Here is a 19,564-nt window from a genome sequence, read left to right as displayed (position 1 = left end):
GCGTGGCCTGACGATCTACTCGCAGCCCCAACCGTCGCCGTCGGCGTCGAGGCGGTACGGGTCGCTGCCGGTGACGCGCACCGGGTGGTAGACGTACTTCGGCCCGTTGCCCGAGCCGCCGGCGCAGTCGTAGTCGGAGGCGGGCGGCAGGCAGGGGGAGTAGCCGGGGGTGCAGCTCTGCTGCGGTGCCGGCGCGGGCTGAGGCTTGGGCTTCGGCTTGACCAGCTTGGCGATCGTGAGGTCGATGCGCTTCCCCGGCTCGACGCGCGAGCGACCACGCGGCGACTGCTGGAGCACGACGCCGTCGCGTCCGCTGCGCACGACCTTGGTCCAGATCCGGACGGTGTAGCCGGCGCGGTCCAGAGCCCGGACGGCGGCGGCCTTCGTCATGCCGACGACGGAGGGTATCCGCGGGAACGGCTTGGCGATGGCGAGGGCGACCTTGGATCCGGGCTCCACGCGGACGCCGGGGCGAGGCGCCTGCTGGATGACGCTCCCCTTGGGGCGGTTCGATCCGACCTTGACGATCATCCCGACGACGAGTCCGGCGCGCTCGATGGCCCGCTTTGCTGACGCGAGACTGTCGCCGCGCAGCGAGGGGACCTTGACGGGGACGGGCGGTGCCACGGTCGGCGTCGGCGTGGTGGGCGTCGTCGGGGTGGTGGTCGGTGTCGCGGTGGGGGTGGACGACGGTGTCGCGGTCGTCGTCTGGGTCGGGCTCTCCGACGCCGACTCCGTGGCGATGGCGGCGCCCGCGGCGTCGGCCCGTCCGGCGGACTGCCCGACGACGGCGACCAGCAACGCCACGACGATCGCGATCGCCGCCGTCGCCGCGACGGCGCGCAGGGCGATCGTCGCCGGGCTGGGGAGCGCTCGGGCGCCCGTCGTCTGATCTTGCGGATTCGGTCCGAACCTGAGTGCACCCATGGGTGGTCCATCCTTCGTTGCGTCAACGTGGGGGAGTGGCACCCGAGTGCTGGGCTCGTTCCTAACAGGAACGCCTTCTCGATGTGACCGTTTGCACAGAATCGGCGTCCGGCTGACACCTCTCCCTTCGGCGCAATCGAGCTCATCCGCCGTGGGTAGCGTCGAAGCCATGGCGATCCGCACAGGCACCGAGGTCACGTGGTCATGGGGCAACGGCGCGGCGACCGGCAAGGTCACCGAGGTCCACCGCAGCAAGGTCACCCGCACCACCAAGGGCGAACAGATCACCCGCGACGGCTCCGACGACAACCCGGCCTACGTCATCGAGCAGGAGGACGGGACGGTCGTGCTGAAGCTGCGGAGTGAGGTTGACCGGGCATAGCGTTGCTCGGATGGTGTTGGTCCCTTGAGTGTGGCGGCACTAGCGGCGGAACGATGTGCTGGGGCACGTGGAGAGTTGCCGGGGAAATGACTGTGGCCCCGGGGAACCCCCGGGGCCACAGTCACTTGACTTCTCTACGACTCAGATGTCGTAGTACTGACTGACTGACCCACGATGACCTGCGCAAACGTCGAGATTCCCCGGACATTTGTACCGGGCTTGTAACAGCGTAGCTCTTCTTGGCAGCGATCCTGGGAGCGAACAGACCGCCGAGATTGACCTAGAGAGCGACGGTTTTATAGGTGGATGGCTGCGATCCGGTGACGGGGAAGAGGGCACTGAAACCGACGGGTCGAGTGTCCGATGATGCCGAAACCGGTGCCCGTGCATACGGACGCATCTAAGCGAAATGGGTCGCCGGCGGGTTTCGCCCGCTCAGCGCTGGCGCAGCTTCTGGGTGAGGTACGTCTCTGTCGCCGAGGTGACCGCTGTTGCCGCGAGGAATCGGCTTCGGCATGGTGCCCATCCTTCCAGTGCCGACACGCATTGACGCAGATTAGACGTCACCGATCCGTGAAGCACGCCCCTGATCGAGTTCGCGTCGGCCGAGAGCGCTCGCGCTGCCCAGGACTACTAGGCTGCGCCGGCAGCTCTCGACCGTGGCGCCGTGCGGGACATTCGCCTCATGCCCGCTATGGAGAGACGGTCGGACGCCGACGGCGCGGAGCTGCTGTTCACTCCGCTCAGGGGGAGCAGCACACGACGCTCGGTCGGAACCGCACAACTGCGACGGCCAGTACCGTCAGGACGGTCGACGATTGATTCAGGGGCACAACGACTGGAGCATGCCGGACCAGTAGGGCGCCGGCGGCCGCGCAAACGACCAGTCCAAATAGGATCCAGAGCGAGTGGCTGACATCAGCCAGGCGCTTTCCGCTGGGGCAATCAAATGACCACCGTGGTGAGCATGCCAGTGAGGTAGGTCGCCTTCTGCGCGGAGATCGACCGCGGCGATCGCCGCTCTGCGGCGGGCTAGCCCGAGGGCAACCTCGCGGCCAAAGCCTCCACGGCTCCTGTGATGACGGCATCGCGACCGTGCAAGGTGCGCATGCAGGCATCCTTCGTTTGTCCGTTCATGAGTGCTGGTCCAGCGAGGCCGCACTCGGAGTCGTGCGCGCGTGAGGCGAAGTCGACATCAATCGATCTGGAGCACCTCGACGCATCGGGTGCGGTTGTCGCCGATCTTGTCGGAGGTGGCGGCAGCCTTGGTCATGCAGAGGTTGCAGTGGCTACAGGATCCGCGGGTTGTCTCTCCGGTCTGCATCCGGTTGATCAGGTCGGGTTCGCGCAGGAGTGCGCGAGCCATGGCCACGAACTCGAACCCCTCGGCCATGGCGCGATCCATCGTGGACTTGTCGTTGATGCCACCCAGCATGATCAGTGGCATCGAGACAGCCTCACGGAAGGCCAGGGCCTTGTCGCGGAGGAAGGCTTCCTCGAACGGGTAAGACTTGAAGAACCGCTTGCCGACCGGAGACTTCATGCCCACCCGCATGACGGGCGGCATCGTTGCCGCGAACTCCTTGAGTGGGACGTCCCCGCGGAACAAATACATCGGGTTCAGCAGCGAGCTACCGGCGCTGAGCTCAAGGGCATCCAGGGTGCCGTCGGACTCGAGCATCTGCGCGAACTCGATGCTCTCCGGCATCGTGAACCCCACCGGGGAGCCGTCGCTCATCCCGATCTTCGCTGTGACCGCAACCGTGTCGCCGACCTCTTCGCGCACCGCGCGGGCAACCTGGCGGGCGAACCGCGCTCGGTTCTGCAACGACCCGTTCCACCGGTCCTTGCGTCGGTTCTGGCCCTTGGCGAGGAAAGACGACAGCAGGTAGCTGTGGGCCATGTGGATCTCGAGGACGTCGAACCCGGCGGCCTTCATGATCCGCGCGGTGCGGGCGTAGTCCTTCGTGATCCGCGTGATGTCGGCCTCGCTGCACGAACGAATCATCTGCATGCTCAGTGGAGACGGCATCCGCGAAGCGGCCAGGGCGTGTGCACCATTGGAGCGACCGTTGGCGACGGGTCCGGCGTGGCCGAGCTGGCCGGAGATTTTCGCCCCGGTCTCGTGGATCGCCTCAGTCAGCCGTGCCAGGCCCGGAGCCGACTCGTCACTGACAAGGATGACCTCGCGGTGGGTTCGCCCCTCGGGCGCCACGGCCAGGTACGCCACGGTGACTAGACCGACGCCCCCGCGGGCGGGAGCCAGGTGATAGTCGATCAGTTCGTCGGTCACCAGGCCACGAGGGGTGCGACCCTCGAAGGTTGCGGCCTTGATCGTACGGTTGCGAAGCTGCACCGGCCCGAGCGTCGCGGGAGCGAAGACGTCAGGAATCATGCCCAGACCTTAACAGCAAGCGAGACGGTCCGTCTCGTCTCGTCAGCGGTATTGTGCTTCCCGTGAACACAGCCGCATCCCTTCCCGAGGACGCCCGTCCGCGGCGGCGCAGCGAGCGGGCCCGACTGGCCATCTTGCGGGCCGCCAACGAGCTGCTCCACGAGAACGGGCTCGACCAGTTCAGCATTGAGGGCGTTGCCGCCCGCGCCGGCGTTGGTAAGCAGACGATCTACCGCTGGTGGCCCACCCGCGCGGTCCTGGTCGCAGATGCCCTGCTCGACCGGGATGACCTGGTGCCGACGTCGCCGCCCCAAACGGGTGACGTCAGCGCAGATGTCAGCGCATGGGCGGGCGACCTCGCCGCCGCGCTTGGCTCGGCCCGCGGTGCAGCCACCCTGCGCATGCTCACGGCCGCCGCAACGGACAATCCAGAGATCTCGCGCAAGCTGCACGAGAAGTTCAGCGGTCCCATTCAGGACGGGGCGTTAGCCCGACTGGCCGGTGCGCCCGGTCTGACGCTGGACTCGGCCGAACGACGCATCACGGTCGACGCAATCATAGGTTTGATCGTGTTCCGCGTCCTGGCCCACCAGGAGGTGCGAAGCTCTGACGCCGTTGCCTTGGCGCGCGGGCTCCTCACGGGTCTGTCGCTGGAAGACCCTTTGCGCGCTACACGTGGCTGAGCTGAGCCGCGCGAGTCGGCTCGCTCAGGGCGCCGGCCGCGAACTAGTGGCGCATGGCGCGGGTTTGTGAACAGCTGAGTGTCTGAAATTATGGGGTGACGGCTAACCGTCCTGATGGGCGTGCTCGTGTGATGGGTAAGCGCGAACTGTCGGCGATGTCCGCCTCGATTTGGTCATCTTGTTCGTCATCGGTGACCTGATCGCTGAACCGGTGGTGTCGGAGGACACCTCGTTCAGCGGCGAGCGCCTCCACCGCCGTCGCGACCCTTATATGCTGCTGATCATCGCGAGGTCCTGGGTTTCGTTCCAATTCCTCTGACTCAGAATGCCTTCGATGGCTCTCCTGCCGTGATCGTCCACGACAAAGTTCGGGACGAGGAACCCATCCGACGCGATCATCACGGTCCACGACCTCCACGAGGCCGCGCGGGGCAACGGCATTACCGACGTGCAGGAGATCGAACTGGCGATGCTTGAGCCCGACGGCTCTTCTCGTTCTTGACGCGACCGAGCAAGAGCGACTAGAACGCTGCACCGCTGAACCGCGACGCCACAATCGGTTCCAGTGCCATTCGCCGGGGAGGAATCGTGCTGGCGAGGGCGACCAAGTGAGACGCAGTCAGCAACCACGCGGAGGCACACGCTCCCGGGATGTGGCGCACTCGCCACGACAAGGTCGAGGGCGTCGAGTCCCACGACCGAGCGCATCCGCCCCGCCCCCTTACCCGGGGGCCGGGGCGGTTTGTCACGCACCGGTGGGCATTGATCTCACTCGTGTGCCGCGAAAGCCGACACACGCAGTTGTTGATCTGGTGCCCGGACGGCCTACGTTACGGCCCGGTCTCGACCACTAACTGGCCGTGCGGATCGAATCGCTCGCCAGGTGCGGTGCGTGAAGTCTCGGCGTGCGCGAACATTCCGCGGCGACGGGCCACGAGGTCGAACACCGCGGTCATGCACGGCGGTATCGAGGCGGCCAGCGCGAGCAGCGTGGTCCACACGATCGGCCACCGTTGGCGTCGGGCGACCAACACGGTCAATACCACGTAGGCGATGAAGGCGGCGCCGTGCAGGCTGCCGAAGATGCGGACGCCGAGTTCGGTGGTCTGGGTGACGTACTTCAGGTACATCCCGGCCAGCAGACCGATCCAGGTGCATGCTTCGATGATCGCCACCCACGAGAAGGCACGAAGCAGGGTGGGTGTCACCGTGTGCTTGGCAAGTGTGTGGGTCATGAAGGCTCCCTTGAGGTAGCGGTCGAGGTCGAGGTCGAGCTGGAGGTGGTAGCGACGGGGAGGCCGGCCGCGGTGGCGGTCTCGGGGTGGGGCAACGTGGTCGGCCAGAGCGCGCGGTTGCCGAGGAGGCGGACGATGGCGGGCACGAGGAGCGGTCGGATCAGGAAGGTGTCGAGCAGGATTCCGAACGCCATCGCGAAGCCGAATTGGAACAGCTCGCGAATGGGCTGGGTCATGAGCACTGAGAACGTCGCGGCGAGGATCAGGCCGGCTGAGGAGACCACTCCGCCGGTTCGGAGCAGTGCCGTGCGCAACGCGGTCGATGGCATCGCTCCGCGGATCTCGCGCCGGAACCTGCTCATGATGAAGATGTTGTAGTCAACCCCCAGGGCGACCAGGAAGATGAAGACATACGCGGTTACCCGGTTTCCGATGCCCTCATCGCCGAGCACCGTGATGGTGAAGAAAACGGTTGCTCCCATCGTGGCCAGGAAGGACAGCACCAGCGTCGCGACGAGGTAAAGCGGCGCCAGCAGTGACCGCAGGAGCAGGATCAGGACGGCGGTGACGATGAGCAGGACCAGGACAACGATGTAGATCGTGTCCCGGTTGAGTGCGTCGCGGATGTCGGCTGTCTCGGCTGTCTCCCCGCCTACCAGCACGGTGACGTTCTTAATTCCCGCGTCGGCGGCTGCGGTGCGTGCGGTGCTCTCCAGGGGCTCCATAGCATCGAGAGCAGCGGCGCTATAAGGGTCCTTGTCGAGGACGACGTCGAAGAATGCGGTCTGTCCGTCCTCGCTGAAGGTCGGGGGACCGGCCAGGTGATCCACGTCAGTCTCGTTGGCCAGTGCGCTTTCGATGTCCTTTGTTGCTGGGTCGTTGCGGAGGTCCTTGTCTGTCCCTACGACGACCGTTGCGGGGGCGAGTCGTCCGGGACCGAACTGGTCAGCGATCAACGCCTGGCCTCGGGCCGACTCGGTGTCGGTGCGGAATCCGCTGAGGGAGTTGAACGTCTCCTGGTAGTTGAGCAGTCCGGCGCTCATCACCACCAGCAGGAGGAGCAACCCGGCGGCGACCTTGGCCGGTGCTTGGTGAACCACCGAGGCGACGCGTTGCCAGATCACGCCCCCTTGGCTGCGGTCGGCGGCCTTGCGCTCGCTGCTGGGCCAGAAGACCGCACGGCCGAAGATGAGGACCAGGGCCGGGATGAACGTGAAGGCGACCAGCGCCATCACTGCTACGCCGAGCGCCAGGTAGGGGCCGAAGCCGCGCAGCGAGGGGGACACCGCCACCAACAGCGCCATCATGGCGAGCACGACGGTGGAGGCGCTGGCCACGATCGTCTCGCCTACCTCGCGCAGTGCGGTCTGCATGGCGTGCGGCCGGTCAGACTCCTCGCGGAGGGCTTCGCGGTAGCGGGCGGTGATGATCAGGGCGTAGTCGGTGCCCACCCCGAACAGCAGAACCGTCATGATCGACGCCGTTTGGGAGCTGACGGTGATCAGGCCCGCGTCGGCCAGCATGGCACCGAGTGCCTCTGCGACCCGCATGGCGATCCCCGCGGCCAGCAGGGGGACCAGCGCCATCAACGGCGAGCGGTAGATCAGCAGCAGCAGCACCAGGACGAGAAGCACGGTGGCCAGCAGCAGTGTCATGTCGCCGCTGCTGAATACCTTGACGGTGTCGGTGGCGATGCCGGCAGGTCCGGTAACGGCGACCTTCGTCTGCCCGGCTTGGTCGGCTGCAAGCCGGCGCACGTCATCCACTGCGGCTCGGAAGTTCTCGTCCGACGGGTTCCCGGTGATGGGCACGATGATCAGCTGCGTGCTGCCATCAGGCGAGACCAGCTGGTCCGCGGCCTGCGGCACGGTCGCTGTCGACACGATGCCCTCAGCGGGCACCCGGGCGGGACGGTCAGGACCGGCAAGCGTCTCGGTGATGCGCGAGACCGCCGAGGTGATCTCCATCTGCGGGGTGTCATCCTGTCCGTGGACCACGACGATCGCCGGGAGGGCTCCCGGCGTGGGCGAAGCCTGGCGGATCAGGTCGCGTGCCCTCATCGAGTCAGACGCCGCCGGTGGCAGGTTGGCCGACTCGTTGTCCTCCACCGACGCCAGCGTTGGCGCGAGCTGAGTCAGCACCCCCACGATCAGCAGCCACAGGACGACGATCCCGACGGCGCGCTTCTTCGACCGGAACAGAAAGTGGATGATGCGAGTCGTCACGGAAGCCTCACCAGATAGCGACAGGGGTGTCTCCAACCGGGGAGACGGTAGCACCCATGCATCTTCGACTAGCGCTGGGCTAGATTGACTGCCGAAATCCCGGTGAGTGAGGCGGATCGATGCCCAAGATCGAGGCGGCCACCGTACGCGCCCACCGCGCACAACGCCTGGAAAGCTTGATCGACGCCGCCGAGTCGATCCTCGCCGAGCAGGGTGTGGAGGCAGTGACCGCAGGCGCGGTCGCGGCACGCGCCGGAATCGCCCGCAACAGCATCTACCGCTACTTCAGCTCCATCGACGATCTGTTGGAGCTGGTCGTCACCCGCGAGTTCCCCTCTTGGGTCGCTGGCGTGGAAGCCGCGATCGACACCGAGTCCGTCCCCGAGGAGCGCGTCGTCGCCTATGTCCGGGCCAACCTGGAGCAAGCGGCGTCAAGCACGCACGGGTGGCGGACATCGCTGTCCCGCGGATCTCTGTCCGAGTCGGCCAGAGAACGCGTGCGCTCGCTGCACGTGTCGCTCAACGAGGCACTCGTCGACGCGGTTGCCGATCTCGGGGTCGAACAGCCGGAGCTCACCGTCTCGGTGATCCAAGCACTCGTGGACTCCTCGATCCGCCAGATCGACTCCGGGGCGTCGGCCGGGGAAGTGTCGAGGTTCGCCGTGAATGCCACCCGACGTCTGGTGCACACCGAGACGACCTGAGCCCGGCTGGGCGCCTCCCTACCTAGAGGCTCTTGAGACCAACGCAGCTCACGTCCAGAACGAGTCCGATCTCTACGTGCACAAGTGACTAGATGTCGTAGTACAGCTCGAACTCGTGCGGGTGCGGACGCAGCTGCACGGGTGCGATCTCATGGGTGCGCTTGTAGTCGATCCACGTCTCGATCAGGTCCGGCGTGAAGACGTCGCCCTGGGTCAGGTAGTCGTGGTCGTCCTCGAGAGCCTCGAGGACGGCGCCCAGCGAGGTCGGCACCTGGGCGATCTCGGCCATCTCGTCCGGCGGGAGCTCGTAGATGTCCTTGTCGATCGGCGCGGCCGGCTCGATCTTGTTCTTGACGCCGTCGAGGCCGGCGAGCATCAGGGCCGAGAAGGCCAGGTAGGGGTTCGCCGACGGGTCGGGGAAGCGGGTCTCGATGCGCTTGGCCTTCGGGTTCGCGCCCGTGATCGGGATACGCACCGACGCCGAGCGGTTGCGCGAGGAGTACACCAGCGAGATCGGGGCCTCGTAGCCCGGCACCAGACGGTGGAAGGAGTTCACCGTCGGGTTGGTGAAGGCCAGCAGCGACGGCGCGTGCTTGAGGATGCCGCCGATGTACCAGCGCGCCATGTCGGAGAGGCCGCCGTAGCCGGACTCGTCGTAGAACAGCGGCGAGCCGTCCTTCCACAGCGACTGGTGCACGTGCATGCCCGAGCCGTTGTCACCGAAGATGGGCTTCGGCATGAAGGTGACCGACTTGCCCTGCTCCCAGGCGGTGTTCTTGATGATGTACTTGAACTTCATCACGTCGTCGGCCGCGCGCAGCAGCGTGTCGAAGCGGTAGTTGATCTCCGCCTGGCCCGCGGTGCCGACCTCGTGGTGGGCGCGCTCGACCTGCAGGCCCACGGCCTCCAGGTTCTTGACCATGTCGGCGCGCAGGTCGCTGTAGTGGTCGTAGGGCTCGACGGGGAAGTAGCCGCCCTTGAGGCGGGTCTTGTAGCCGAGGTTGACGTCGTCGTCCTTGCCCGAGTTCCACCAGCCCTCGACCGAGTCGATGTGGTAGTAGCCCTCGTTGACGCCGGTGGAGTACCGCACCTTGTCGAAGATGTAGAACTCCGCCTCGGGCGCGAAGAACGCGGTGTCCGCGATGCCGGTGGTGCCCAGGTAGGCCAGCGCCTTCTTCGCGATGTTGCGCGGGTCGCGCGAGTACGGCTCGCCCGTGATCGGGTCGTGGATGAAGAAGTTGATGTTGAGCGTCTTGGCCTTGCGGAACGGGTCGATGTAGGCCGTCGTCGGGTCCGGGAACAGCGACATGTCCGACTCGTTGATCGCCTGGAAGCCGCGGATCGAGGAGCCGTCGAAGCCGAGGCCGTCCTCGAAGACGGACTCGTCGAAGGACGAGACCGGAACGGTGAAGTGCTGCATGATGCCGGGCAGGTCACAGAAGCGGACGTCGACCATCTCGACGCCCTCGTTCTTGATGTAGGCGAGCAGCTCATCGCTGTTCTGGAACATTCGTCCTCCTTGGCTTCCGCCAGACGGCGGAGCCGTCACAACTCGGGTAGGAAACGGCGGCACGAGGTGCACCACCGGTCGCTCGAACGTACGAACGGGCAGTTTCTCGACCGTATCGGGTTTGTTTCAGGCGTGTAACAGCTGGTCCGAGGTCCGAGCTGTGCAGCGGCTCGTTACGCTCGCCCCCGTGAGTGACGCGCGCCACGGCCCCGCCCTCCGCGACGCCCTGCCCTTCGAGACGGCGTCGTGGTTCCGCCGCATCGCCGCGCTCTTCATCGACTGGGCCGCCTCGACCTTCGTCGTGGTCGTCTTCGTCGGCTGGGCCGACTACTCCGCGCCGGGCAGCACCTCCCAGTTCGCCGTGCTCCCGGTCTTCGTGCTCGAGTCGGCCCTGTTCACCTGGCTGCTCGCCGGCTCCTTCGGCAAGCTCGTCGTCGGCCTGCGCACCATCCCCGCCGACGGGCGGCTCCGCCCGCTCAACCCGCTGACGCTGCTGGGCCGCCAGGTGCTCGTCGCCCTGGTGATTCCGCCGCTGGTGTTCCGTCCCGACGGCCGGGGCCTGCACGACCTCATGATCGGCACGGCGACCGTGCGGGTCGCCACCTTCCGCGCGCTGCTCGGGCGCTGACCGCTCCCTCGAAAGGCTCCCTCCATGCGTACTGCCCGACGTTCCCCCCTCGCCCGCGTCCGCGCGGCGGCGATCGCCGGCACCCTGGCCGCCGCCCTGGTGCTCACCGGCTGCAGCGGTGACGACGAGGACGGCGGCAAGGGCGACAGCGCCGCCGACCTCGGGGGCGACCCGATCAGCACCGCGGACTTCGTCGACGTCTACGGCGCCGCGCTGGAGAACGCCACCACCGCACGCTTCACGATGACCGCCGAAGGCGGCGCGGGGACGTCGGCAGAGGGCGTCATGGACTTCAGCACCGAGCCGCCGGCCACCGACCTCACCCTCACCGACGACAACACCGGTCAGTCGCAGGAGCTGGTCATGATCGACCAGACCCTGTTCGTGAAGACGCCCAAGGGCGGCTACCTCAGCACCCCGCTCGGCGAGAGCGGGCTGAGCAGCGGCGGGCTCGACCCGGCGGGCCTGCTCGACGCGTTCGGCGACGCCGTCATCGAGGCCAGCGACCTCGGCCTCGACGAGGTCGACGGCGAGACGTTCGAGCACTACCGCGTGCTGCTCGACGGCCCCAAGATCACCAACTCCGAGGGCAGCGACGGCGCCAGCGACGAGGCATCCCCGGAGGTGCCCAGCACGATCCTGCTCGACGTCTACCTGGGCGACGGCCTGCTGCGCCAGGTCTCGCTCGACCTCGGCGAGGAGAGCGGCAAGGTCACGGTGAAGTACTTCGACTGGGGCAAGCCGAGCGCGGTGAAGGCGCCGTCGAAGAACCAGATCGAGAAGAGCCCCGGCGCGAAGAACTGACTCCGTCGCGCGGTCTCGTGACCGTCGCTGGCGCGACCTCCTCGACCACCGGTGGTGGCGCGGTGGTTGAGGAGGCCGAGGGACGAGGCCGTCTCGAAACCCCGGTCGGCCGGGGTGGGCGTTCGGGTCGCGGGGTCTCGTGACGGTCGCTGGCGCGACCTCCTCGACCACCGGTGGGGCATCTCGACAAGCTCGATGACCGGGGCGCTCGATGACCGGGGCGCTCGATGACCGGGGCGCTCGATGACCGGGGCGCTCGATGACCGGGGCGCTCGATGACCGGGGCGCTCGATGACCGGGGCGCTCGATGACCGGGGCGCTCGATGACCGGGCCGCTCGATGACCGGGCCGCTCGATGACCGGGCCGCTCGATGACCGGGCCGCTCGATGACCGGGGCGCTCGATGACCGCGCCGCTCGATGACCGGGCGGTGGGTGTGGGTCAGCGGCCCTTCATGTTCTGGCGCATGCCCTTCATCGACGTCGGCACCGGGCCGCGGGGGAGCGGCACCTTGGGGCGCTGGGCGTCGAGCGCCTTGAGGCGCTGGAGGACGTCGGTGATCTCGGCGGGCTTCACCTGGCGGCCGAGCTTCTGCACGTGGCGCACCAGCTTGGGCAGCGGCACCTGACCCTCGTCGTTGCCGACGAAGATCTCGTGGATGGGCGTCTCGGAGGCGACGCGCTCGTGCTTCTTGCGCTCGCTGGTCATCAGCGGGCGGAGACGGTGCGGGTTGCCCTCGCCGACGAGCACGATGCCCGGAGGGCCGACCACGCGGTGCACCATGTCCTGCTGCTTGGTGAAGCCGACGACCTCGTCGAGCTTCCAGCCGCGGCGCAGCATCGTGAGGGCGCGGGCGCCCGCGCCGACCTGGCCCTCGAGCCGGTTGTACGCCGCGCGCTGGGCACGGCGTCCGAACACGATCATCGCGCCGAGCGAGCCGAACAGCAGGGCGCCGATGATCGACATGATCAGCGAGAACGTGCCACCGCTGGGCGGCAGCGCCCAGAAGAGTGCGAAGCCGATGCCGCCGAAGATCAGGAACGAGCCGAGCAGCCAGAGGCCGAGTGTCCGGTCGACCTCCCTCGACATCTTGTAGGTCTCGATGATCTGCCGGCGGCGGCTCATCTTCGCGGGGTCAAGCGGCGCGTTCTGCGACATGGGGTGGTGCGTGCCCTTTGTTCGGGAGGGTGATCTCGGGAGTGCGGCGCGTCCTGCCGTCGAGGACGGCGAGACGTCAGGCCGGAGCGCCCTGGCGGGCGTCCATCGCCTGACGGTACAGGCGACCGGCGCGGTAGGACGAACGAACCAGCGGGCCGGACAGGACGCCGGCGAAGCCGATCTCCTCCGCCTCCGCGGCCAGCTCGACGAACTCCTCCGGCTTGACCCACCGCTCGACGGGGTGGTGGCGCACCGAGGGCCGCAGGTACTGGGTGATCGTGACGAGCTCGCACCCGGCCTCGTGCAGGTCGCGCAGCGCCTGCGAGACCTCCTCGCGGGTCTCGCCCATCCCCAGGATCAGGTTCGACTTGGTGACCAGCCCGAACTCCCGTGCCGCCGTCAGGACGCCGAGCGAACGGTCGTAGCGGAAGGCCGGGCGGATCCGCTTGAAGATCCGCGGCACCGTCTCCACGTTGTGCGCCAGCACCTCCGGGCGCGACTCGAAGACCTCGGCGAGTAGCTCGGGGCGGCCGTTGAAGTCGGGGATCAGGTTCTCCACGCCCGTGTCGGGATTGAGCTCGTGGATGGCGCGCACGGTCTCGGCGTAGAGCCACGCCCCGCCGTCGGGCAGGTCGTCGCGGGCGACGCCGGTGATCGTGGCGTAACGCAGCTGCATGGTCTGCACGGATTCGGCGACCCGGCGCGGCTCGTCGCGGTCGAGGTCGGCGGGCTTGCCGGTGTCGATCTGGCAGAAGTCGCACCGTCGGGTGCACTGGTCGCCGCCGATGAGGAACGTGGCCTCGCGGTCCTCCCAGCACTCGAAGATGTTGGGGCAGCCGGCCTCCTGGCACACGGTGTGGAGGCCCTCGGACTTCACCAGCGACTGCAGCGCGGTGTACTCCGGTCCCATCTTCGCCCGCGTCTTGATCCACGACGGTTTGCGCTCGATCGGGGTCTCGGCGTTGCGGACCTCGAGCCGGAGGAGCTTGCGGCCCTCCGAGGTCGGTGTGGCGGGGGACTCGGGGGTGGTGCTCACTTCGTCGAGTCTACGCCGCGGTCATGGCAGGTCACGACGCCGGAAGGAGACCACGGACGCCGCCCCGACCACGGCGAGCACGACGCCGTAGTAGATCGCCCCGTCGTCGCCGTCGCGGGTGCGCTCGGTGAAGCAGATGCTGCCGCTCGGGTCGCCCTCGCACGGCGCCTCGACGTAGTAGGAGGCCTCCCCGATGGCGGCCGCCCGCGCGTTGATGATCGGGTCGACAGGCCCGACGTCGGACGGCCCGACGGTGGCGAGCAGCACGCCGCCGGCGACCGAGACACCGAAGAGGACGCCGAGCGTGAACACCGTGCTGCGGGTCAGCATCGTGAACAGGTAGCCGCCGGCCGCCGCCGCAGCGCCCATCGCCGAGGTGCGCAGCCCCTGTCCGAGCGCGTCGCCCAGGACGCCGTCGCCCTGATCGAACCCACGGGCGTGGCGCGCGAGGTCCATCAGCAGCCAGAACGACGTCGTGATCACCAGGCACGCGAGCAGCGCCACCGCCGCGACGGCGACGAGCTTGGCCGCCCAGACGCGCAGTCGTCGCGTCTCGAAGAGCAGCTGGTTGCTCATCGACCCGGTGTTCCAGTCGTGGCCCACGAAGGTGGTGCCGATCAGGAACATCACGACGCCGAGCATCGCCGCGACGGCGACGCCCGATCGCTCGAGCCGCTCGTAGGCCAGGTCGATGCGCTCGACGTAGATGTACTCCTCCACGCTGGTGGGGAAGTAGAAGATGTCGCGGCAGCGCTGGGCGAGATCGTCGGCCGACGGATCGATGTCGTAGCGCTCCGGCTTGCGCTCGCACTTGGCGGACTCGCGTTCGGAGTAGGCGAGCTCCGACTCGAAGTTCTGCTGGGCGACCGCGTAGTCCTCCGCCGTCGGCTTGGACGTCGTCAGGTAGCGCTCGCCGACGAGCAGGAGCGGGATGACGGCGGCGGCCAGCAGCAGGACGACGATCGCGCGCCGCCAGCGCAGCCGGTTCAGCTCGACCACGAGCAGACGCCTCATCGCGCACCCGCCTCGGGTGCGTCGTCGGCATGGCCGGTGCCCGGATGCGAGGTGCCCAGGGTGTCCGCCGCGGTGAGCTGCAGGAACACCGTCTCCAGGTCGCGCCGCTCGGCGCTCAGGCCGGTCAGCCAGATCCGCGACTCCGCGAGGGCGCGGCTGATCGCCGCGGCGTCCTCGGTGACGACGCGGACGCCGTCGTCGTGCCGGGTGGCGGTCAGCCCCGCCGCGGTGAGGACGGCGAGCGCGGCGTCGACGTCGGGCACCTGCACGACATGTGCCGCCGGGCCGTCGTCGAGCAGCTGGTCGACCCGGCCCGAGGCCAGCAGGCGGCCGTTGCCGATGATCGTGGCGGAGGTGCAGACCTGCTGCACCTCGGCGAGGATGTGGGAGCTGAGCAGCACGGTCGTGCCCTGCTCGCCGAGGCCGCGGATGGTCTCGCGGATCTCGCGGATGCCGGCAGGGTCGAGGCCGTTGGTGGGTTCGTCGAGGATCAGCAGGTCGGGGTCCTTGAGCAGCGTGGCCGCGATCGCCACGCGCTGCTTCATGCCCAGCGAATAGCCGCGGTAGCGCTCACGGTCGCGGCCGGTGAGGCCCACAGTCTCGAGTGCGGCGTCCACCCGCGCCTTCGGCACGCCGATGGAGTCGCCGAGCAGCTGCAGGTTGCGGCGTCCGGTGAGGTGAGGGGAGAACTTCGGCGACTCCACGACCGCGCCGACACGATCGATCACCCGCGGCAGCTCGTCCGGCACGGACTGGCCGAACAGCCGCATCTGGCCCCGCGTCGCACGGGCCAGGCCGAGCAACATCCTGATCGTGGTGGTCTTGCCCGACCCGTTCGGGCCGAGGAAGCCGTGCACGCCGCCGGCCGGCACGGACAGGTCGAGGTTCGAGACGGCCAGGCGGGTTCCGCGACGTCCGCGGAACTCCTTGCACAGGCCGCTGGTCTCGATGACGAGGTCGCTCATCGCTGACTGCTCCGATCCGAGAATGGCACCGGAGCAGGGAATCACGGAGCGACGAGGGTGATCCTCGGGACACGCCCGGGCTCGGGCTTGGGGTCGAAGTCGGGCGTGGCGTCGTACGGCGTCCACGCCAGGTAGGTGTCGAGATGGTGCTGCACCAACGGCAACACCTCCGCGACGCCCACGCGCCGGTCGAGCTCGGTCGAGAGCGTCGTGACGCCGGCGTCGGCGATGCCGCAGGGCACGAACCGGTCGTACCAGGCGAGGTCGACGTCGCAGTTGATCGCGAAACCGTGCATCGTCACGCCGCGGCTGACGCGGATGCCGAGCGCCGCGATCTTCCGCTCGGGGCCGCGGTCGTCCTCGCGCAGCCAGACGCCGCTGCGTCCGGGCACGCGCGCGGTCTTCACGCCGAGATCGGCGCAGACGGCGATGAGGGCCTCCTCGACCCGGCGCACGTAGTCGACGACCTTCACGTGGTCGGGCAGGCGCACGATGGGGTAGCCCACGAGCTGACCCGGGCCGTGGAAGGTGATCTTGCCGCCGCGGTCGACGTCGATCACGGCCGCGCCGCCGGGATCCGCGGGCCGCTCGTGCGGGTCGGTCCGCTTGCCGGCGGTGTAGACCGGCGGGTGCTCCAGCAGGAGCACCGTGCCGGGGCGCTCGCCCGCGACGACGTCGGCGTGCACCCGGCGCTGGTGCTCCCAGGCCGCCAAGTAGTCGACGGCGTCTGCACCGAGACCGGCGATCTCGTAGACCGGAGCCGGCCGCGGCGCGCTCGGGTCGAGTTCAGGCGACGACGTCACCGTTTCAGGCTACTCCTGGCCTGCGACGGTCGATTCACGAGCGAGCGGCCAGGTGCGTGCCGAGGAACGCCAGCTCGGCCGGCAGGAGGCGCAGCGAGTAGCCGAGCGTGTGCGTGCCGGGCTCGAAGCTCGCGGTGAGGTCGGCGCCGTCGGCGAAACCATCGACGTAGGCGCGCACTGCGGGCGCGAACGGATCGCTCGACCCGACGTCGATGCGCACGCTCACGCCGTCGAGGTCGCGCTGGCGCTCCATGATCGAGTAGCGCCGGTACTCGGCAGGGTCGGCGAAGCCGTCGGGATGCGCCTGCGCGGGATCGAGGTAGAGGCCGGGGCTGTTCGCCACCACGGCGGCGACCCGGTCGGCGCCGAGCAGGCCCGCGATGCGCAGCGCCCCGTACCCGCCCATCGACCAGCCGAGCAGGCCGATCGGTGCACCCCGCAGGTCCCGCGTACGGCCACCCAGCATGGGCAGGAACTCGCGCGTCACCATCGCGCCGGCGTCCTCGCCGGACGGGCGGCGGTGCCAGAAGGTGTCGCCGCCGTTGACCGCCGCGATGGCGAAGGGCGGGACGCCGTCGGCGACGGCGGCGGCGAGGAACCGGGGGAGATCCCAGCGCGGTTCGAGCAGCTGGGCGACCGTGCCGCCGTGACCGTGGAGCGCGACCACCAGGGGGAGGCGTCGATGGCGGCCCGGTGGCCTGATCAGCACCCACGGCACCGTCGCTCCGAGCCTGGCGGTCGAGCGGAACCTGCCGTGCTCGACCGGGCCGGGGCGGACGTCGGGCACGGCGCCCGGCTGCCCTAGCACCCGGTCGAGGAACGCCTCGGGGTCGGCGACGTCGGGCTCACGACGTCGCGCGACGCCGATCGCGACCAGCCCCGCCGACACCCCGGCGAAGCCCGCTGCGCCGGCGAGGACGGTGCGGCGGTCGACGCCTGCGCCGCGCACGCCTGGTCGCCCCGAGCCCCCCGTCGTCACCTCGCCAGGATGCCAGGTTGTGGGGGCGCTGGTCGGGTCGCGGGGTTTCGTGACGCTCGCTGGCGCTCGCTCCTCAACCACCGGTGGTTGAGGAGGCCCGGGGGACGAGGGCCGTCTCGAAACCCGGTGAGACGGGTCGCGGCCTGTGGAGAGACGGCGGCGCGGATCGCCAGGGTGGCGTAGACCGGACTCATGGCCGCGCACCGCGCAGATCCGATCCGCCACGCACCTCGTCGCGCGCTCTGGTGGCTCGCTCCGGTGGGGGTGCTCGGCCTGCTGATCGTGGCCGCAGTCGCCCTGGCGGCGACGTCCGCCGAGCAGGGACGATCCGATCCGCCACGAGCCCACGACGTCGCGCTGACCACGCCGTCCGGGCTGGTGCGCGCCGATGCCCGCGCGCGCGACGTGCTGCGACGGTGGGACGCCCACCGCCAGCGCGCCTGGGCCGACGGCGATCCGACCGCGCTGATCCGCCTCTACCTGCCGGGCTCCACGGCGGGGGAGCGCGACGTCGCGATGCTGCGTGCCTGGCTGGCAGCCGACGTCGCGCCGCCGCGGTGGCAGACGCAGATGCTGGACCTGCGGGTCCGCAAGCGCTTCCACGATCGCCTGGTGCTGCGCGTCACCGATCGGGTGGTGGCCACCTCTGACGGCGTTGCGCTCGCCTCGGACGCGGTGTCCACCCGTCGGCTGGACCTGCGCCTGGTCGACGGCCGGTGGAGGCTCGCCTCGTCGTTCGAGGTGCGGCGGTCTACGAGGTCGCCCGCAGGCCGGTAGCCAGCATCGTCTCGACGTCGGGATCGCGGAACTCGTATCCGACGTCCTCCAACGCCGCGGGCCGGACGTTCACCGAGCCGAGCAGCTCAGGTCCCATCGCCCCCGCGGCGAGACGGAGCGCCGGGCCCGGCACGGGCACGATCGCCGGTCGGTGCACCGCGCGCGCCAGCGCGGCGGTGAACTCGGCGTTGGTGGGTGCCACGGGAAGACAGATGTTGAACGCTCCCGCGGCGTCGGGGTGCTCGGCGAGGTGGACGACCGCCCCCACCCAGTCGCGCAACGACGACATCGGCATGTACTGGCGGCCGTTTCCCAGGCGTCCTCCCAGGCCGGCCTTGAACAGCAGCCGCAGCTGCTGCAGCGGTGCCGAACGCCGGTCCATCACCGGTGAGGTACGGAGGACGCACACCCGCGCGCCGGCCTCGACGGCGGGGTCGGCGGCCGCCTGCCAGACCCGGGTGACCTCGGTCAGCAACGCGTGGCCGCGGCTGTCCGAGGCCTCGGTCAGCATGGTCTCTCCGTGGTCTCCGTAGTAGGAGATCCCGTTGCCCGCGAGGAAGGCAGGCTTCCTCGTCGACGCGGCGACGCGCTCCGCGATCAGCGACGTGGTGCGCACCCGGCTCTCCTCCAGCTCGCGGGCCCATCGCCGCGAGTGCGGGTTGCCGACGGTTGGGGAGCCGGCCAGGTTCACCACGACGTCGGCGGCCTCGACGACGGTCGCGTCGAGCACACCGGCCTCGGGATCCCAACGCACCTCGGCACCCGTCCGCGGCGGCCGACGCACCAGCGAGGTGACGACGTGCCCGCGCGCCGAGAGCTCCGAGCGGAGGTGGGTGCCCAGGAAGCCGGAGCCGCCGGCGACGAGTACGGAGAGCGTCATGGGTCGAGCCTGCCGACGTGTCGACGCGACCGCCACCCCCGGACCGCGGGTTGTGGCACATGCTTCCGTCGGCTCGTCGATGATCCCTAGATGTGGGGGTTACATCGTTGTCATTCACCAGATATGGTGCCACCGCAGCTGGTTCGCACTCGTCATCCAGACGAGTCGAGCAGGAGACGTCCGTCTTCGAAGAGGGAACCCGGTGAGATTCCGGGACTGCCCCGCAGCGGTGAGTGGGAACGACCGCCGTCACCACGCACTGGGTCTCGCGCGAGACCTGGGAAGCGACGGCCAGTAGGAGCTCGCACGACGCCCACGAGTCCGAAGACCTGCCAGCGCATCGCGTCCGTCGGACGCGATGGTCCGAGGCCCCGTGGGAGGGCCGACGGCTGGCTGTGACGTGCGCGCCCCCGGGCGCCGTCGTCTCGCACCGTCGCCCCCTCGCAGGACCCGGATCCG

Annotated in this window: 18 protein-coding genes, 1 pseudogene and 1 riboswitch; of the genes and pseudogenes, 7 read left to right on the top strand and 12 right to left on the bottom strand. The window is 69.0% G+C overall.

Features of this window, described 5'->3' with window-relative positions; genetic code table 11:
- Window positions 1-15: 15 nt before the first annotated feature.
- Window positions 16-927: a PASTA domain-containing protein gene (locus KSO97_RS05760; protein ID WP_232677067.1), complete on the bottom strand. Its 912-nt coding sequence runs from the start codon at window positions 925-927 to the stop codon at window positions 16-18.
- Between the two features lie 169 nt (window positions 928-1,096).
- Between KSO97_RS05760 and KSO97_RS05755 the strand changes: the two genes are divergently transcribed.
- A complete protein-coding gene (locus KSO97_RS05755) occupies window positions 1,097-1,309 on the top strand; it encodes a DUF2945 domain-containing protein (RefSeq protein ID WP_232677066.1) in 213 nt (70 codons plus the stop codon).
- A gap of 1,195 nt (window positions 1,310-2,504) precedes the next feature.
- Here KSO97_RS05755 and KSO97_RS05750 read toward each other — a convergent pair.
- Window positions 2,505-3,704: an NADH:flavin oxidoreductase gene (locus KSO97_RS05750; protein ID WP_232677064.1), complete on the bottom strand. Its 1,200-nt coding sequence runs from the start codon at window positions 3,702-3,704 to the stop codon at window positions 2,505-2,507.
- A 62-nt stretch (window positions 3,705-3,766) separates the two neighbouring features.
- On the opposite strand from KSO97_RS05750, the gene KSO97_RS05745 reads away from it, so the two are divergent.
- The gene (locus KSO97_RS05745; protein WP_232677062.1) at window positions 3,767-4,387 is read left to right on the top strand and encodes a TetR/AcrR family transcriptional regulator; all 621 of its coding nucleotides are present in this window, start codon (window positions 3,767-3,769) and stop codon (window positions 4,385-4,387) included.
- A gap of 391 nt (window positions 4,388-4,778) precedes the next feature.
- Window positions 4,779-4,889: pseudogene (locus tag KSO97_RS18440) on the top strand (YetF domain-containing protein); the annotation flags it as partial.
- A 328-nt stretch (window positions 4,890-5,217) separates the two neighbouring features.
- Here KSO97_RS18440 and KSO97_RS05740 read toward each other — a convergent pair.
- Both KSO97_RS05740 and KSO97_RS05735 read right to left on the bottom strand, forming a co-directional pair.
- Window positions 5,218-5,622 (bottom strand): DUF3817 domain-containing protein, encoded by a 405-nt coding sequence (locus KSO97_RS05740; protein ID WP_232677061.1) that lies wholly within the window; start codon window positions 5,620-5,622, stop codon window positions 5,218-5,220.
- Window positions 5,619-7,883, bottom strand: coding sequence for an MMPL family transporter (locus KSO97_RS05735; RefSeq protein ID WP_232677059.1), 2,265 nt, complete (start codon window positions 7,881-7,883; stop codon window positions 5,619-5,621). Before KSO97_RS05735 ends, KSO97_RS05740 begins: the two co-directional genes overlap by 4 nt.
- A gap of 83 nt (window positions 7,884-7,966) precedes the next feature.
- Between KSO97_RS05735 and KSO97_RS05730 the strand changes: the two genes are divergently transcribed.
- On the top strand, window positions 7,967-8,551 hold the full coding sequence (locus KSO97_RS05730; protein WP_232677058.1) for a TetR/AcrR family transcriptional regulator: 585 nt from the start codon (window positions 7,967-7,969) through the stop codon (window positions 8,549-8,551).
- Between the two features lie 88 nt (window positions 8,552-8,639).
- Here KSO97_RS05730 and glnA read toward each other — a convergent pair whose 3' ends face one another.
- Complete coding sequence (gene glnA, locus KSO97_RS05725; RefSeq protein WP_232677056.1) at window positions 8,640-10,061, bottom strand: type I glutamate--ammonia ligase; 1,422 nt, start codon at window positions 10,059-10,061, stop codon at window positions 8,640-8,642.
- A 187-nt stretch (window positions 10,062-10,248) separates the two neighbouring features.
- Between glnA and KSO97_RS05720 the strand changes: the two genes are divergently transcribed.
- Window positions 10,249-10,689 (top strand): RDD family protein, encoded by a 441-nt coding sequence (locus KSO97_RS05720; RefSeq protein WP_232677054.1) that lies wholly within the window; start codon window positions 10,249-10,251, stop codon window positions 10,687-10,689.
- Between the two features lie 24 nt (window positions 10,690-10,713).
- Window positions 10,714-11,493, top strand: a complete 780-nt coding sequence (locus KSO97_RS05715; RefSeq protein ID WP_232677053.1) for a hypothetical protein — start codon at window positions 10,714-10,716, stop codon at window positions 11,491-11,493.
- Window positions 11,494-11,934: 441 nt separating this feature from the next.
- Here KSO97_RS05715 and KSO97_RS05710 read toward each other — a convergent pair whose 3' ends face one another.
- The 6 genes from KSO97_RS05710 to KSO97_RS05685 form a co-directional block, all read right to left on the bottom strand.
- Window positions 11,935-12,618: a DUF4191 domain-containing protein gene (locus KSO97_RS05710; RefSeq protein WP_232677052.1), complete on the bottom strand. Its 684-nt coding sequence runs from the start codon at window positions 12,616-12,618 to the stop codon at window positions 11,935-11,937.
- Window positions 12,619-12,727: 109 nt separating this feature from the next.
- Entirely contained in the window at window positions 12,728-13,687 is a 960-nt protein-coding gene (gene lipA / locus KSO97_RS05705; RefSeq protein ID WP_232677051.1) for a lipoyl synthase, read from the bottom strand.
- A gap of 21 nt (window positions 13,688-13,708) precedes the next feature.
- Entirely contained in the window at window positions 13,709-14,701 is a 993-nt protein-coding gene (locus KSO97_RS05700) for an ABC transporter permease subunit (protein WP_232677050.1), read from the bottom strand.
- Window positions 14,698-15,666 (bottom strand): ABC transporter ATP-binding protein, encoded by a 969-nt coding sequence (locus KSO97_RS05695; RefSeq protein WP_232677049.1) that lies wholly within the window; start codon window positions 15,664-15,666, stop codon window positions 14,698-14,700. The genes KSO97_RS05700 and KSO97_RS05695 overlap by 4 nt, the downstream gene beginning before the upstream one ends.
- Window positions 15,667-15,707: 41 nt before the next feature.
- The gene (gene lipB, locus KSO97_RS05690) at window positions 15,708-16,469 is read right to left on the bottom strand and encodes a lipoyl(octanoyl) transferase LipB (protein WP_374198463.1); all 762 of its coding nucleotides are present in this window, start codon (window positions 16,467-16,469) and stop codon (window positions 15,708-15,710) included.
- A 34-nt stretch (window positions 16,470-16,503) separates the two neighbouring features.
- Window positions 16,504-17,448, bottom strand: coding sequence for an esterase family protein (locus KSO97_RS05685; protein WP_232677048.1), 945 nt, complete (start codon window positions 17,446-17,448; stop codon window positions 16,504-16,506).
- A gap of 192 nt (window positions 17,449-17,640) precedes the next feature.
- Here KSO97_RS05685 and KSO97_RS05680 point away from each other — a divergent pair, with 192 nt between their 5' ends.
- Complete coding sequence (locus tag KSO97_RS05680; protein ID WP_232677047.1) at window positions 17,641-18,225, top strand: hypothetical protein; 585 nt, start codon at window positions 17,641-17,643, stop codon at window positions 18,223-18,225.
- On the opposite strand, the gene KSO97_RS05675 is transcribed toward KSO97_RS05680, so the two are convergent.
- Window positions 18,200-19,105, bottom strand: coding sequence for a TIGR01777 family oxidoreductase (locus tag KSO97_RS05675; protein WP_232677045.1), 906 nt, complete (start codon window positions 19,103-19,105; stop codon window positions 18,200-18,202). The two genes, KSO97_RS05680 and KSO97_RS05675, sit on opposite strands and share 26 nt — an antisense overlap.
- 122 nt (window positions 19,106-19,227) lie before the next feature.
- Window positions 19,228-19,457: riboswitch (cobalamin riboswitch) on the top strand.
- The last annotated feature ends 107 nt before the right edge of the window (window positions 19,458-19,564 follow it).

Origin of the sequence: Nocardioides sp. R-C-SC26 (assembly GCF_021246465.1) — a bacterium.
Classification (GTDB): domain Bacteria; phylum Actinomycetota; class Actinomycetes; order Propionibacteriales; family Nocardioidaceae; genus Nocardioides.
This window is presented reverse-complemented; position numbering and strand designations above follow the sequence as displayed.